The organism is Bacillus sp. RC242 (genome assembly GCF_044908245.1).
GTDB lineage: Bacteria > Bacillota > Bacilli > Bacillales > Bacillaceae_G > Bacillus_A > Bacillus_A mycoides.
The window spans coordinates 158320-173948 of the sequence record NZ_JBIYCZ010000009.1; the positions used below are offsets into that span (position 1 = coordinate 158320).

Annotated in this window: 16 protein-coding genes and 1 pseudogene; 5 read left to right on the plus strand and 12 right to left on the minus strand. The window is 34.0% G+C overall.

What is annotated here, in order from left to right; translation table 11 throughout:
- Positions 1 to 18 precede the first annotated feature (18 nt).
- The 4 genes from ABH957_RS18170 to ABH957_RS18185 all read right to left on the minus strand — a co-directional run bounded on the left by ABH957_RS18170 (position 19) and on the right by ABH957_RS18185 (position 2312).
- The gene (locus tag ABH957_RS18170; RefSeq protein WP_404511942.1) at positions 19 to 489 is read right to left on the minus strand and encodes a DMT family transporter; all 471 of its coding nucleotides are present in this window, start codon (positions 487 to 489) and stop codon (positions 19 to 21) included.
- 19 nt (positions 490 to 508) lie between these two features.
- Complete coding sequence (locus ABH957_RS18175; RefSeq protein ID WP_060751755.1) at positions 509 to 1201, minus strand: Crp/Fnr family transcriptional regulator; 693 nt, start codon at positions 1199 to 1201, stop codon at positions 509 to 511.
- 18 nt (positions 1202 to 1219) lie between these two features.
- Positions 1220 to 1645: a DMT family transporter gene (locus ABH957_RS18180; RefSeq protein ID WP_002127319.1), complete on the minus strand. Its 426-nt coding sequence runs from the start codon at positions 1643 to 1645 to the stop codon at positions 1220 to 1222.
- Positions 1646 to 1826: 181 nt separating this feature from the next.
- Entirely contained in the window at positions 1827 to 2312 is a 486-nt protein-coding gene (locus ABH957_RS18185) for a DUF2798 domain-containing protein (protein WP_404511944.1), read from the minus strand.
- 205 nt (positions 2313 to 2517) lie between these two features.
- On the opposite strand from ABH957_RS18185, the gene ABH957_RS18190 reads away from it, so the two are divergent.
- On the plus strand, positions 2518 to 3120 hold the full coding sequence (locus ABH957_RS18190) for a DUF2441 domain-containing protein (RefSeq protein WP_404455179.1): 603 nt from the start codon (positions 2518 to 2520) through the stop codon (positions 3118 to 3120).
- Between the two features lie 33 nt (positions 3121 to 3153).
- On the plus strand, positions 3154 to 4095 hold the full coding sequence (locus ABH957_RS18195; RefSeq protein WP_404511946.1) for a nucleoside hydrolase: 942 nt from the start codon (positions 3154 to 3156) through the stop codon (positions 4093 to 4095).
- A 188-nt stretch (positions 4096 to 4283) separates the two neighbouring features.
- Here the strand turns inward: ABH957_RS18195 and ABH957_RS18200 are convergent, their stop codons facing one another.
- The 4 genes from ABH957_RS18200 to ABH957_RS18215 form a co-directional block, all read right to left on the minus strand.
- On the minus strand, positions 4284 to 5150 hold the full coding sequence (locus ABH957_RS18200; RefSeq protein WP_404455173.1) for an MBL fold metallo-hydrolase: 867 nt from the start codon (positions 5148 to 5150) through the stop codon (positions 4284 to 4286).
- A 390-nt stretch (positions 5151 to 5540) separates the two neighbouring features.
- Positions 5541 to 6854 (minus strand): hemolysin family protein, encoded by a 1314-nt coding sequence (locus ABH957_RS18205; RefSeq protein ID WP_002085679.1) that lies wholly within the window; start codon positions 6852 to 6854, stop codon positions 5541 to 5543.
- A gap of 679 nt (positions 6855 to 7533) precedes the next feature.
- Positions 7534 to 8970 (minus strand): YcdB/YcdC domain-containing protein, encoded by a 1437-nt coding sequence (locus ABH957_RS18210; protein ID WP_404511966.1) that lies wholly within the window; start codon positions 8968 to 8970, stop codon positions 7534 to 7536.
- A gap of 242 nt (positions 8971 to 9212) precedes the next feature.
- Positions 9213 to 9419 (minus strand): tyrosine-type recombinase/integrase, encoded by a 207-nt coding sequence (locus ABH957_RS18215; RefSeq protein WP_404442799.1) that lies wholly within the window; start codon positions 9417 to 9419, stop codon positions 9213 to 9215.
- Positions 9420 to 9627: 208 nt separating this feature from the next.
- Here ABH957_RS18215 and ABH957_RS18220 point away from each other — a divergent pair, with 208 nt between their 5' ends.
- Complete coding sequence (locus ABH957_RS18220; protein ID WP_002116589.1) at positions 9628 to 9951, plus strand: hypothetical protein; 324 nt, start codon at positions 9628 to 9630, stop codon at positions 9949 to 9951.
- Between the two features lie 119 nt (positions 9952 to 10070).
- On the opposite strand, the gene ABH957_RS18225 is transcribed toward ABH957_RS18220, so the two are convergent.
- Together ABH957_RS18225 and merR are read right to left on the minus strand one after the other, a co-directional pair.
- Entirely contained in the window at positions 10071 to 10517 is a 447-nt protein-coding gene (locus tag ABH957_RS18225; RefSeq protein ID WP_404455167.1) for a putative iron-sulfur cluster-binding metallochaperone, read from the minus strand.
- Positions 10518 to 10546: 29 nt separating this feature from the next.
- Positions 10547 to 10951 (minus strand): annotated as a pseudogene (gene merR, locus ABH957_RS18230) (Hg(II)-responsive transcriptional regulator).
- Between the two features lie 222 nt (positions 10952 to 11173).
- Here merR and ABH957_RS18235 point away from each other — a divergent pair.
- Complete coding sequence (locus ABH957_RS18235; protein WP_219302231.1) at positions 11174 to 11911, plus strand: ZIP family metal transporter; 738 nt, start codon at positions 11174 to 11176, stop codon at positions 11909 to 11911.
- A gap of 82 nt (positions 11912 to 11993) precedes the next feature.
- The gene (locus tag ABH957_RS18240; RefSeq protein WP_219302230.1) at positions 11994 to 13694 is read left to right on the plus strand and encodes a pyruvate oxidase; all 1701 of its coding nucleotides are present in this window, start codon (positions 11994 to 11996) and stop codon (positions 13692 to 13694) included.
- Between the two features lie 45 nt (positions 13695 to 13739).
- On the opposite strand, the gene ABH957_RS18245 is transcribed toward ABH957_RS18240, so the two are convergent.
- Complete coding sequence (locus tag ABH957_RS18245) at positions 13740 to 14744, minus strand: ABC transporter permease subunit (protein WP_016092643.1); 1005 nt, start codon at positions 14742 to 14744, stop codon at positions 13740 to 13742.
- Between the two features lies 1 nt (position 14745).
- The gene (locus ABH957_RS18250; RefSeq protein ID WP_002141702.1) at positions 14746 to 15612 is read right to left on the minus strand and encodes an ABC transporter permease subunit; all 867 of its coding nucleotides are present in this window, start codon (positions 15610 to 15612) and stop codon (positions 14746 to 14748) included.
- Between the last annotated feature and the right edge of the window lie 17 nt (positions 15613 to 15629).

The following is a 15629-nucleotide window of genomic DNA, read 5'->3' on the forward strand; positions in this document are numbered from 1 at the left end:
CTTTTTCCTTTAAATTCTTTAGGCCCTATCCTCATTTATAGTAATAGCTTTCTTATTCGAAAAAAGATTTTTAAAAATTCCTACCCCTACAATTAATAGACCTATACCAATTAATTTATTTATTTGTATAGGTACTCTCTCCATTCCAAACAATCCAAATGTATCAACACATAATGCAACAACTAATTGAGTAATAAGGCTAATGAGCACCGTATAAGCTGGACCTAAACTCTTTATTGCACCCATTATACAAATAATTAATCCGATACCAAACAATCCACTTATATAAAATAAATAATTTGCAGTATAAAAGTTAACGCTTATACTTTTCTCTGTAATGATATGAAATAAAACAGAACTTATGAGACCTATTCCAAGAACACATGCAGTTGTTAACCACTGTCCTACAATTCCATTCACTTTCGTATTAAAAACAGATTGTAAGCTAATTAATATTCCAGCTAATATAGCTAAACTAAATCCAATCATAACCCTTCTCTCCCTTTCATTACTCATATATATTATCTTTAGCAACTTCCTTCATTCTAGAAAAATCTTTAATCACAATAACTCCATTATTCTTTTCAATTAATTTTTCACTATAAAATTTTTGTAAAACTCGAATTACATGCCTATAACTTACACCTATAAAATCTGCAATACTTGATACAGAAGTTGAATCTAAATCCTCTTTATACATATTCCCATTACTATCCGTTGAAATCGAAAGTAAATAACTAGCTACACGTACTTCTACCGGATAAAGTAAATTTAGAGCTGTAAAACGAGTCGATATTTTTAACGTGTTCGCAATGTTTTCAAGCAAGAACTTCATAAATATAGGATCATGTAATAACTTATTTCTAATAACTGTATTAGAAATGGAGATTGCTACAACATCTGAACAAGCTTCAACAACATTATGTGCTTTGCTATTTTGTATTAATTCAATATCACCAACAATTGCTAATGGATTGATAAAGCGAAGGATTAGTTTCTTTCCTTCTGGTGTAATCGTGTAAACTTTTACTTTTCCTTTAATAACAAAATATAAACGATGAATTTCATCATCTTTATCGCAAATAAGTTTGCCTTTTTCAAAATGATTTACTTGAAAATTGTCAGTACTTATTCCTGAAAAAATTTCAAGTATATTATAAGCTTTCAAATATTGAATAATTAAGTCTGATTTATTATCCACTTACAGTCCCTTCTTTCCTTACATATTAAACACAAAAATACCTAAAATCATTACTATTGTTCCCACAATATGGTATCTCTCCATTTGTATCTTTTTTATATGAAATAATCCTTTCATTTCAATAACAGTAGCTGTTAATAATTGAGCAACCATAAGTGTTCCAGCTGTTAATGTAACTCCCATTGAATATATCGCCATTGTTTCCGCACAAATAATCAACCCACCAAGTGCGCCAGCTGCTAAATATACTTTTTTTACACCCTTTAAATCCGTTACTTTCTCTTCTTTCTTTAACAAAAATATAGTTGTTGCAATAAGAAACCCAATTAAATGCGTCATAATACTCGTCGACCATATACCGATATCTGAACTAAGTTTCGCATTAAACGTACCTTGAAGTGTAATGAATACTCCTCCAAAAACTGAAAGTAAAATGCCTTTCAAAAAAATCATCTCCTAATCTTCTATCTATGATTTAATTAAAAGCTACAATACTACAACGACAAAAGGACAAATGTCACATCAATATGAAAATAATTAGTAATGTACACGAAAAAACACATCTCAAAATATGTGAGATGTGTTTAAAACATTTCATCCGTATATAATATTTTAGTAATTAAAACTACGCTACATTAACACCTTTATTCTTCAAAACAAACTTTCCAAATAAGAAACGTACAAGCGGTCCCATTATTATTAATTGAAGTGGGTACGCCATAATAAAATTTTTAATAAAAACCGAAAAATAAATTGTAACGAATGAGTCACCATGTAACCCATTATGTAAATACATCATAGCCATTCCGTAAAATGACATAAAGAATACCATTCCAATTACCATTGTTGTTGCCATCGCAATAATCATGTTTACTTTTTTTAATTTATCAAATGGTAATGCAAATACAATCTTTTTCGCACACGGTCCAACGATACATATTTCAATTAATAGCGCAATAATAAATCCAATTATTAGTTCTAATGCGATCTCCTTAATATGAATTGGCCCTCCTGCTCCATTCATTAATAAATTGTAAAACGTCATAACGATAACCATCCCGAGGCACATCATCATACCAAATTGGAGGTTTTCCTTTCTTGTTGTTGGCAATTTTCATCATCCCTTCTCTTTGAGTCTTTGTCATTATATCGATATTGGAAACTCCTTCGTAAGTGAACATTTTGTGAACATTTTTAAAGCGTTTACGTGCATTTCTTTCACTTTCCACTCGAATCCTATCCCACTCTATAACTTTATGATTATAAAGGTTTTATATATTTCAATGTTGAATTACATTACTACTAGGAGGATAACCATGAATGACACAAAATTTTACGTATACCACATCGTTACAAGGAAAAAAATGAATATTGGACAAATCATTCATTTCGATAAAAATCAAACTAATACCCTCTATCACTTCTTTTTTGAAAGAGAACAATTAAACTCTAACGGTGAAGATGGCATAAAAATTTTAAACAATCATTATAAAAGTGACGGATTACATATAAATAATGAAAATGCTAAAGTAGTTATGAATTATATAGATCAAACAATTAGAGCTGTTAGAGAAACGATTGTAGAAATGGTTAGACTGCAAGAATTTCCTGAATATCCCTCAAGGTTGTCTTGCTTATATGCTTCCAAAAGCTATGAGGATGCTTTGAAATGGAAAGCTTTATTTGATTCTTATAATCGAGATGTTTTACAGATTGTTAAACTACGAGTGATCGGTAGTTCTTTTGAAGGTGACGGAAATCTTTTACCGAAAGAAGATGGTATCCCTTTCGCTCAAAAAATGGAACAAGCTAGAGAGTATTGGAAAGGAAACGTTAGAAATGAACTTCCTGAGTTACTGATTAATGGGAGAATTGAAGTAGTGGAAATTATTGATGATTTTTCATCAATTAAAATTTAATTCCTGGTTAAATATTAAAGAATGGAGATTAAAATGATGAAAAAAGTGTACTTCAATCATGATGGTGGTGTAGATGATTTAATTTCACTATTTTTACTACTCCAAATGGAAAATGTAGAACTTACAGGTGTTTCAGTTATTCCTGCAGATTGTTATTTAGAACCAGCAATGTCTGCTAGTCGTAAAATTATAGATCGCTTCGGCAAAAATAATATTGAGGTAGCAGCGTCCAACTCTCGTGGAAAAAACCCATTTCCAAAAGAATGGCGGATGCATGCATTTTATGTAGATGCTTTACCAATTTTAAATGAGTTTGGGAAAGTTGTTACACCTGCATCAAAAAAACCTGCACATCATCATATAATAGAGACTCTTCTACAAACTGATGGAAAAACAACTTTATTATTTACAGGGCCCCTGACTGACCTTGCTCGTGCACTATATGAATCTCCAATAATCGAAGATAAAATTGAACGTCTCGTTTGGATGGGCGGTACATTTCGTACTGCAGGCAATGTACATGAGCCAGAACATGACGGAACAGCCGAGTGGAATTCATTTTGGGATCCCGAAGCAGTAGCTCGTGTTTGGAATGCTAATATAATCATTGATTTAGTAACTCTAGAAAGTACAAACCAGGTTCCGCTAACTATAGACATACGTGAACAGTGGGCAAAAGAGCTTAAGTATATTGGTGTTGATTTCCTTGGTCAATGTTATGCGATGGTCCCCCCTCTCGTTCACTTTTCAACTAACTCTACTTACTATTTGTGGGATGTATTAACTGCTGCGTTTGTTGGGAAAGCTGATCTTGCAAAAACAAAAACGATTACTAGTATCGTTCATACATACGGACCCAGCCAAGGGCGTACAGTGGAAACTGATGATGGGCGACCTGTAAATGTCGTTTATGATGTAAAACGTGATGTATTTTTCAACTATATAACTGAATTAGCAAAGAAAGCTTCTACTTGAAATTCTATCTATACGAAAAATAAATAAAGTCGTATAACTTCAGATGATGAGCCTGCAAAAAAAATTCAAATTGGTTGCGACTTAATATTTACTTATTAAAAAGAGTATTGAATTAACTTTCAATACTCTTTTTGTGCAATTATATTATATTTGATCAAAATAAGCGTTAATTTGATTAGAGTTGTATTTTACAGATTATTCATTTCATAACCATTTACAAAAAACGTTATTGTTTCTAATTCATCTTCATTTAATTCTCTATCTATGTCTCTTTTATACGATGCCTTTATATTCGCTTCATCGCCTTTATGAGTTTCCGTATAAGTTCCTACTGTTTTTAGCAAATGAATTTCTTGTAAAAACTCATCCCGATTTATAGCTGTCCCATGGGAAAAAATATATGTCTCAGCATCAAATGCCTCTAACTCTTCTACTAATTTAAACGTTCGTTTCGTCGTATAGTTCCACTTAGAAGAAAAAATATTTGCATAAATACAATCTCCTAAAAACAATATCTTTTCTTCTTTAATATAAATGACAACAGAGTCATGTGAATGGTCTCCGCCCACATGCTTTAACACACATGTCACATCACCAAGGTCTAATTCAAGTTGCTTCTGAAAGGTTAAGGTCGGCGGAATAATTTGAATATTTCTTGGTTGTTCACTGAACTCTTTTTTTATACAGTCCGCACAAAATTCAATTTCTGTGCCTTCTTTTACTCGTGTGTCCAACGCGTCATCTGTCCATTTATAAGAAACTAGTTTCTGCATCTCTCTTTTCGTTTCAGAATGCGCAATAGATAATGCACCTTGTAGCACAGGTAATCCAAAAATATGATCCCAGTGCCAATGCGTTAATGCTACAAAATCAGGATTTGAGATATTTTGCTCTTTTAGCATTTCTAAAAACAATTGTGCATGTGCTTCTGAATTACCTGCATCTATCATCAAAGTCTTTTCTTTTCCAACTACCATTCCTAAGATAGGTCTATCGGTCTCGGAAACAGGTGTCATATACCAAAATGAGTTTCCTATTTTTTTAATTTGCTGCATAACTATTGCCTCCATTTTATGAATGTGTAACAATTTCCAGCCGAGAAAATTCTTTATTTTGTATTTTGATTACTAATAAATAACAATGTCAGAAATAAAATCCTTCTACATTTTTTATTATCTAGTGAAATACAAATACTAATTTTGACAAAGGAATCCTTTCTCAACATTTGTTATTTTTAATCTATTTTACGCTACGAATTTACATTTAAATTATATTACAATTTGTATAAATGAGATACATTTTACAATATCGAAGGAGTGTTGAACCATGAATGCAAAGGAAACAATCCTGCCCTATTTCGGTAATGTGTTAACAGGTAAAGAGTTGATCAATCAATGAATTTAATGAGGAGGGCTACCATGTTATCAGCTGAATAAAAGCAGCAACTATACAGTTGCTGCTTCCAACATTTCTTTTTGTATTTCAACACGTTTGATTTGGTGAGGGTCTTTAGAAAGAATTTTAAATACATATCCTTCGCTATTTACTGTTTGCCCTTCTTGGATATCATAATTCTGCATCAGAATCCAACCACCAATCGTGTCAACATCACTATCATTCATATGTAATCCTAGTAAATCATTTAATTCGCTAATTAATACCTTACCTTCTACGACAACATGACCTTCATTCATTTGCTGGATGGGCGGACGCTCATCTTCATCATATTCATCACGGATTTCTCCTACAATCTCTTCCAGAATATCCTCAATGGTTACAATACCAGCCGTACCGCCGTATTCATCATATAAGACAGCCAACGGAATACGTTTCTTTTGCATTTGTAGTAAAAGATTATGTATTGGTATGGTCTCAATTACTTCAATTACTGGACGCGTATACGATTGAATAGAATTGAATTCTTTTGTTTCCTTATTCATATAACGAATAAAGAAGTCTTTCACATTCACCATGCCAATGATTTCATCTTTATCTTCCCCAAATACTGGGTAACGTGTATACTTTTCATCACGGATTATTTTCATATGGTCTGCTAAAGAATTATCTACATGTAGCCCTATAATTTCTGTACGGGGGACCATGATTTCTTTCGCAATACGATTATCAAATTCAAAAATATTATTTACATATTTGTATTCAGCTTGATTAATTTCTCCACGTTCATAACTTTCAGAAAGAATCAATCGTAATTCTTCTTCTGTATGTGCTACATCATGCTCTGATGCAGGTTTTAAGCCGAACATTCCTGTTATCATCCTTGCAGAGCCATTTAACAAGCGAATAAACGGATACATGATTTTGTAGAACCAGATAAGCGGAGCCGAAAGTAATAAAGTAACCTTCTCAGCCTTTTGAATCGCGAATGTTTTTGGTGCTAATTCACCAACTACAACATGTAAGTACGTCATAATAGTAAAAGCAATTCCTAAAGATAATACACCTGCAATGGAAGGATTGATGTTCCACTTATCAAATAAAGGATGTAAAAGTCTCTCAATCGTTGGTTCACCTAGTGCCCCGAGTCCCATTGCTGTAACTGTAATCCCTAATTGACAAGCTGACAAATACTCATCCAAGTTTGATGTCACTTTCTTCGCTGCCAGCGCACCCTTCTTTCCTTCTAATACAAATTGATCAATCTTTGATCCTCTTACTTTTACAATAGCAAACTCAATTGCTACGAAAAATGCAGTACATGCGATTAAAACCACTACCATGATTAAATTAAATATGTCCAACTAATTCCCTTAGCTTCCTTGAAACTAAAGGATTCACCTCCTGATATATTTTCTCTTTCCAGACCTACTTCATACACATTGACATGAGATTGTATAAAATCTACATTCTCAAAATGATGAGGGGTACTCTGAGAAAATCGAGGTCATTTAGCCACCTATCCGAGTCAACATCTGAGTCCAATACATTTCCACCGCCTTGATTAAATTATCTATATGTTAGCATGAGAAATAAATCCCAGTCAACGTTAACATTTGAAATACCCTGAAAATTAAACAAAGAACTTCTCTCCCCTGTTTCCTAAGATTTCTTAATGCTTGTACCAAACACTATAACATCCTCTTCGCTTCCACTAACTATAAGACCCTTTAGGCTTTTGCCTAACCGCCATTTATCTCCCCCTACTCATTGGTCCATTTCCTACCCATCCCTTGGGGTCGGAGCTGTTCAAGATTGATCAAAATGGATTCAACTTTTGAGATTAATTATTTAGCTTTTATAAAAAAAGTTTGATCATTTTCTGTCTGTATTGTTCAACAATCGCGCCCTTTAATGGAATAACTATCTTAAAATCACTTAATCCTTAATTAACTATAGATTTAGTTGAATAAGAAAACATAGTTGTAGTTTGGTTAGTTAATTTTGTCCCTTTGAACCTGTGCAATTTGACGTCATCACATGTTATTTATCTATATTGGAAATAACTGCTCCAGTCATGGCATCAATGTACTGGATGGAGGTCCTGGAATGACGATCACACGCTCGATAAACAAGGATATAGGATTCTGTTTCACTATCATAATTTTTGTTCCAAGCTAATTCAAAGTCCAAATGATTGATAAATATTTCACCTGCTTCTTTTTTTGAAATAACCGGTTCAACAGGGATTTGGCTCAATTGTTCCATATCAAAACGCGGTCCACTATAATGATCAACCTGCCCTGTTTGACGATTAACAACAACCATAACTAATTCAAGTTGAATTGGTATACCATTGCCGTTATGCATATGGAATGTAAATGATTCTTTCATTGAAGAATCATCCTCTTCTTCCTCGTTTTCTCGAACAATCATTTGTAAATACCGATAATAATCTGGAACAATCATTTGTAAAAACGCAATGGCTTTTTGATAACATGCCTCACGACTAAGTCTAAGATCACCACTTCGTTCATTAAACCACATAAAGCCTCTGATTTTACCAGTTTTCTTTGAAATGAAGGCTTTAACTGTATCTTCTGACTGTCTTTTGAAAAAGCCATTTATAGATAAATCCGCTTCCTTCATCTCCCAGTCTCGATTACGCCACACTATGCCCGTTTCTTCTCCCATATCTACTTCACGAATGACTTCCATCCTCTCGGTAATACCAATGATATCTTCAATAGATAAATCTTTTCGTACGGTCGTACTCGAAGGAGGAGTAAGCAAGACATATGTTTGCGGAGCGTCTTCGTCATGTATAATCGTTAACGTTGGTTTCAAAACGTCAGCTTTATATTTCATAAAAAATTGCTCAGGTTCGTACACAAGACGGAGTCCATCTACTGCTACATCATGAGTAGCAGTAGACAACTTTGCAATTGTCAGTTGAAAATTAAGTCTATTTTGTACGTGTTCAACCAGTTTTTCTTTTGAAATCAACATTTTTGGAATAACAAGAATCCTTTTTACACCTTTATATGTAAAGTTAACAATATTCCCCGCGAGGTCTATATCAATATAACAACCAGCATGTTCTAATGGTAAGTCCATAACGATTTGTTCATAGTAAAAACGGTCTGCACAAGTAATTTTTTTTGTTTTATAGTATGTTAAATCTTTTAATGCTTCAGGATAATTGCTAAGTAAGAATTGTTCGGCACATTCTCTTTTTCCCTCTATATTTAAAGGAATCACATCTGAATTTTTATCGTTATTATCAATTGTTAAACCAATCAAATTACCAGATAAATCTAGATTAACAGTAATACCCTCATCTTGTTCTTCGTTTGTCCATGAAAAAATAGCCTCGCCTTCTCCATTCTCTCGCTCAACATACTCCTCTATGAGAGGTTGAAAATGACTAGGAATTTGGACCATCGATATTGCACGTTTCTTTAATTCTTCTCTTAGCAAGCAAGCCACCTCTGTATTTTTGATATTTCTTTCTCTTTCTCAACTATTTTAATTTTACATTACTTAAAAGAATTGATATATTTTCTTGCATTTTCCTGCTCCTTTGAATAACGTCAGTATAATAACTACTTCGAAACTTTTTCAAGAAATTCCTGCATATTCCATTAAGTGGCCCAATTCAAAAAGATACGTCTTTATATATGCACGCCTCGATTTTGATTAAAGATTAATTTCAGTAGCTTTCAAAAATATTCACTATAAAAATCGTGTCTCAGCTTTCCGCTCAGCTGAGCATATATTCTCGTGGTTTCACTCTTCTCATGACCAAGTAAGCTTTGTATTACTTCAAGTGGCGCACCGTTGTTAATCATATGTGTAGCATAGCTGTGACGTAATTGATGAGGATGAATACTCTTTTTAATCCCGGCACGGCACGATTCGATATACATTTGAATTGTTTCGTTCCAATCGACTGCAAAATGAACGAATACGTTTCTCCCTGTCTCACCAGATTTCTTGGATTTAAAGCCATTTTCCCTTTTAGGGTGATATAGTCCTTAAGATCTTGTTAAACCTGTGCAATTACGGTTGGAATTTCATTCTGTTTGACACATATCCCCAGGCTCTCTGGACACGATAAAAGATGAGGTGACTGACATGAAGGATAAAATATTAGAATTAGTACCAGGATCGGTAAAAAAATTACTCCAGAAAAAAGTTAAAGATGGAAACCGATGCCTCATTGATTTGGTTGTGGATGATGCAACTGCTTATGGATTTGAACCGGAGCAAGTAGTCCCCTGTATCATGGCGGGTTATTATGTTTATGAATCCACCACCTATCCCAGTGAAATGGAGGAAGAATGGAAGCTGAACTTGGTTTTTCATGCGGCCAATCGCTCGGCAATGAAGCTTCTGTCTTATGGGAAGTATAAAGCGAAACAATCTGAAAGTGGATGGATGAGATATACAAATCCATAAGGTTTACTTAACATACACTAACTAGCTTGGTGAGCATGGGGCACCGTCACATACCCATCAACTTAAGATTTTGAAATACCCCCAAATATTTTGGTAAAAAAAAACAACATTTAGGTTCCTTATGACATTGTTGTAACATTGCCTAAACAACAACTACCTTGTGGATTGTTTACTTCACAACCACATCGGTTTTCTCTTATGTTTTCGCGAATATGCTCTACTGGATTAGGAGTAAGTCCATTTTCCACATATTGTTTAATTTTTTCTTTTGTCCAATCAAAACAATAACAAATTGGTGTAGTTGCTGAGTCATCTTTTTGATGTACAGCTACCTTTATGGCAGATACAAAGTATTTTTTATTATTCGTATCAAAATAGACTACATCACAATCTTCGTTTGAACAAAAATAGTGATTTTCTTTAACATTTAATGTTTCTAATGCAGATGGTTTAAGCAATGATTTTAATGTAATCAACTTTACATTCTTAGCTTTATTTTTACATGATGGACAATGACCATTATTTTCAATTTTTATTCCTTTAAGGTTACTACAACAATCTTCCATTATTCTTCCACCTTTACAATTTATTATTTTTATAAATATTCTTCTGCTTTCTTTTCTGAATCCATTAAAGTTTCGATAATAGGACATTCGTAAATATCTTTGCTTTCGGACATCTTTCCTTAAGGTCTATCAACAGTTGTTTAATTTTTTTAAGGTCTTGAATTTTACGTTGGATGTCCTCTAATTTAAGAACAGTGAAATCATATATGTCACCGCACTTTGCTTCATTGCGATCGACACCCCCCTAGCAATTTGTCAATTTCATTTAAGGTAAACCCGAATTCCTGCGTCCGTTTTATGAAATTCAAACGATCGACCATTTGTAGGGAATACATTCGGTATCCTTTTTCGGTACGATTAGGCTCTGGAATTAAGCCTAATCGTTCATAGTATCGAATGATCTCCTTGTTAAAGCGACATCTGTTTCGTTGTATCTGAAATGATCGATTATATGTATAAAATAGAAACAGTTGTTAACTATGCTCTAATTTACTACTTCTTCGTAATACTATCTTTTATTACATCCATTTAAATTCAATATATAAATTATAACGAGTTGATAGATTTTTCTCTATAATCAAACACAATTATTTGGACTAATCTTCCTCCCCTATTAGTAAGCTGAAAACACGGGGATAGAATTGGAGTGTGATGATATGGAACGTTTATGGATTCCTATAATCGTTACGTTTTTTTCGTTCGGTGGATTACTATTAGGAGGTGCTGTTGGAGTAGCGACACGCCAACTAATTGAAGAAAAGATGCATCGCTTATACGCATTATGTGGTGGGATTTTGCTTGGGCTTTTATCACTTGAAATTATTCCTGAAACATTTTCAAGCTATGAAATAATTGGGCCTATGCTCGGTATAGCTATCGGTATTTTAGTTATGAGCTTATTAGATAACTATTGTCATCATCCGATTATACATAAGAAAGATCAACAAGCATGGCAAACCTTCCTTTTTCTTTCTTTCGCTATATTCATTCATAATATGCCGAGTGGATTTGCGTTAGGAACAGCGTTTATAAATCATAATGACTCTGCCATTCCTTTCTTACTTGCGATTGTCATTCACCATATTCCAGAAGGGTTAGCTTTAATTATTCCATTTCTTTTTACAAAACATAAATACATTTCATTTTTATTAACAACTTTATTACTTTCTCTCATCCTAGGGACCGGTACTGTTTTTGGCATTATGATGGACGGGAAAGCTCTCCATTTACAAGGACTTATTATGGGAAGCGCAATTGGTTCTCTTGGCTATGTCACAATTCACGAAATGCTTTGGAAAGCAAAAAAACAGCTACCTTTCCTTCCGTTTCTATCGTGGTCTATTAGTGGATTTTTACTAATAATAGCCTTCACTCTTTTCACTGGACATCATTAAAACAAATAAGTTATATCATTTGTATATTTTCCCTTTTTCTCCAAAACATAATAGTATCTACCTATTATAAGGAGGAACGATTATGTTTGGAAAAACAGCCGGTGAAGCATTAGTGGATCTTTTAATTGACTGGGGTGTAGAACACATATATGGTATGCCTGGAGATTCCATTAATTCTATTATTGAAGCTTTAAGAAAAAAACAAGATAAAATTAAATTTATTCAAGTTCGCCATGAAGAAGCTGGTGCGTTAGCAGCGGCAGCCTATGCGAAATTAACAGGAAAACTTGGTGTTTGTATGGCTATTGCAGGACCTGGAGCTATTCATTTATTAAATGGTTTATATGATGCGAAACTCGATCAAGCTCCCGTATTAGCAATTTCAGGACAAGTCGAAAGTGATTTACTCGGAACGGATTTTTTCCAAGAAGTAAACTTAGAAAGAATGTTTGATGATGTCGCGGTTTATAACCAACGAATAATGTCAGCTGAACAGTTACCTGCTGTAGTGAATCAAGCGATTCGAATGGCATATACAAAAAAAGGTGTCTCTGTTCTTACAATTCCAGATGATGTTCCAAAATTTGAAGTGAAAAATGGTGCGCGCATTACAAACTCTTCCTTTACATTACCAGAAATATTTCCGCAAGAAGAAGATTTAGCTGTAGCGAAACTCGCACTTAATGAAGCGAAAAAACCTGTTATTTTAGCCGGAAAAGGAGCTAAACATGCGAGAGATTCTTTACTTGCATTTGCAGAACATATCGGTGCTCCAATCGTACTTACATTACCAGCTAAAGGGATTGTTCCTGATGAACACCCTCTTTGTATCGGTGGATTAGGATTAATCGGGACGAAACCTTCTTATGAAGCAATGAAGCATGCAGATACTTTAATTATGGTTGGTACTTCTTATCCGTTCACTGGTTTCTTGCCCGAAAAAGCAAAAACACTTCATATTGATACAGACCCTGCACAAATCGGGAAACGTTATACGACAGATATCGGCTTAGCTGGTGATGCTGATAAAACATTAAAATGGTTAATTGAAAATGTAGAAAAACACGAGGATCATTCCTTCTTAGAGCATCATCAAGAAATGATGAAAAAGTGGGAAGAAAAATTACACACTCAAGAAGAAGATTCTTCTACTCCAATTAAACCACAACGAGTTATGCATGCACTGCAGAAAGTAGCAGAAGATGACGCAATTCTTTCAGTCGATGTCGGAAATGTAACAGTATGGACTGCAAGGCACTTCCGTATGACAAACCAGAAATTTATCATTTCTAGTTGGCTTGCAACACTTGGCTGCGGTTTACCTGGTGCACTTGCTGGACAAATTGCTTTCCCGGATAAACAAGTGTTTGCAGTTTGTGGTGACGGCGGATTTGGAATGACAATGAATGATTTCGTAACAGCTGTTAAATATAAACTACCAATCGTTGTCATTGTATTAAACAATAATAAAATTGCTATGATTAAATTCGAACAAGAAGTTATGGGGAATATTGAATTTGGTACAGACTTAACGAATCCTGATTTCGCAAAATACGCAGAGGCGTGCGGTGGTATTGGATACCGTGTAGAACATTTAGATGACTTACTTCCTGCCTTTGAAAATGCGGTAAAACAAAGTAAACCATGCATTATTGATGTAGTTGTAGATGTAAATGAAGCACCAATGCCAGCAAAAATCACATTTGGTCAAGCAGCTGGTTATACGAAACATATGATAAAAGAATTATTTGAAGAAGGTAAGATTGATTTACCACCACTTTAAACAAAAAAAGATAGCTGAAAACAATTTGTCTTCAGCTATCTTTCTTTATTTTTGTACCTCTTTATAGAAAGAAAAATCATTCATAGTAGGTTGTACTTGCTTCTCTACTTTCACTTCTTTATCCTTCCTCTTCGGCATTCTTACATTTCCTAGTTTAATCGCATCTTGCATACTATTACTAATAAGATTTCCTGACAAAATTGTCATACTATAAAAAGCAATCGGAATAAGTACAATCCATGTATGAGTAGTTAAGTGACGGAAGTTTTGACCAATTAGGCCAGTCCATTCCTTTGTTACACTATCTGCATCTATAGCGCCAAAAATTATTGTTCCGCCAAAAAATAATTCCAACAAACCAAGATGCAAGAGGAGTAATAAAGTACTTACAAATTGCTGGGCTACTAATAAAAGAAATGATGGTAACATATGCGGCCATACATGGCGTTTCAACCTCTGCCACTTACTTCCGCCGAGCACAGTGGCCGCCAACATAAATTCTTCTTTCTTAATACGCTTGACTTCTTGCGCTACATACAACATAACTGTCGGTACTGCAAGACATGCAAGAACTATAATTTGAAACGCAACTCGCAAATGAAACGGAGCAGCTGCCTCTCCACTGTCGAACATTAAAACTCCCCTTAATATAAAATAGGAAATCATAACCATTGGCACAATGCTGAATGGGTCAAAAAAGGACGAAATAATTGGAAAAGAACGCCGACTATACATACCGAGAAGTAAGCCTATGCCCCCTCCAATAATTACTCGTAAAATCGCTATAATTAAACTCGCACCAACCGTCCATTTCGCTCCCTCTATTATTAGTTGAAAAAGATCGCGGCCTTTCGCATCACTTCCGAACCAAAATTTACTCGATGGTGAAAACGGAGCAACCTCTAATTCTCCTTTTGCGTTATACATCATCGTTAGTTCACGAATATTCCCATCGAAAAACAACGTATTCCCAATACTAACAATCATAAGGACACTTAAAAAGGTTACACCAAACCAAAACCTTACATCTTTTTTAACAACTTGCCACATATTACGCACGCTCCTTTATAACATTTTGCAAAAGCGTATGTAATAAACGAAACAAGATAAAAATCGGTACATATAATATAATTAAACTTACTGTGAAAATTTCTATGTTCGAATGTTCTTTTACAAATACAAACATTCCATATGTGTTAAAAATCCATTCAATAATATATAAATTGGATAGCATAAATAAAATATTTGTTTTCGCATAATAAACTGTCGTCAATAAAACATTTCTTGAAATATGATGTGTCAAAATATGCCGTAAGCTTAACCCTTTACTCTTGGCAAACATACTATAATCTTTCTCTAATTCTTCTCTGAACCTTAATAACAAAAGTTTAATAAACAATAACGTTGTTGGTATTGTAAGACATATAATCGGTAACAAACGTACTCTTTCTTCCCCTAATCCAGCCAGTTTGATTGGCATAAACCCTGTTTTTTGAAAAATAATTACGACAAGAAGTTGCGATAATAAAATAAGTAAAATATCTGGTATGCTCTCAAGGGTAAGAAAAATCCCATTCCATATTCTTTGTTTCATATGAGTTCGCTGCAGTACAAAAACAACAAGTACATACGCTATACATAAAGAAAGTAAAAATGCTGAAAGAAATACTATCATCGTTTCAATATAATGGATCCAAATTTGCGGAAATAATTTTCTCGGCGCTTGAAAACCATATGTAATTTCAGTTGGGTGAAGTACTTTCTCACCAACATATATAATTGCATTCCAAAAACCGATTAAATCAATTTGTAATCCCTTAAATAACCGAGGGAGCGCACCTAGACAGATTATACATAAGATTGCAGCAAATAATTGTAAACAAGTAACCCCACACCACTTACCAATTCGAATGAACATAACTATTACCCCTTCTA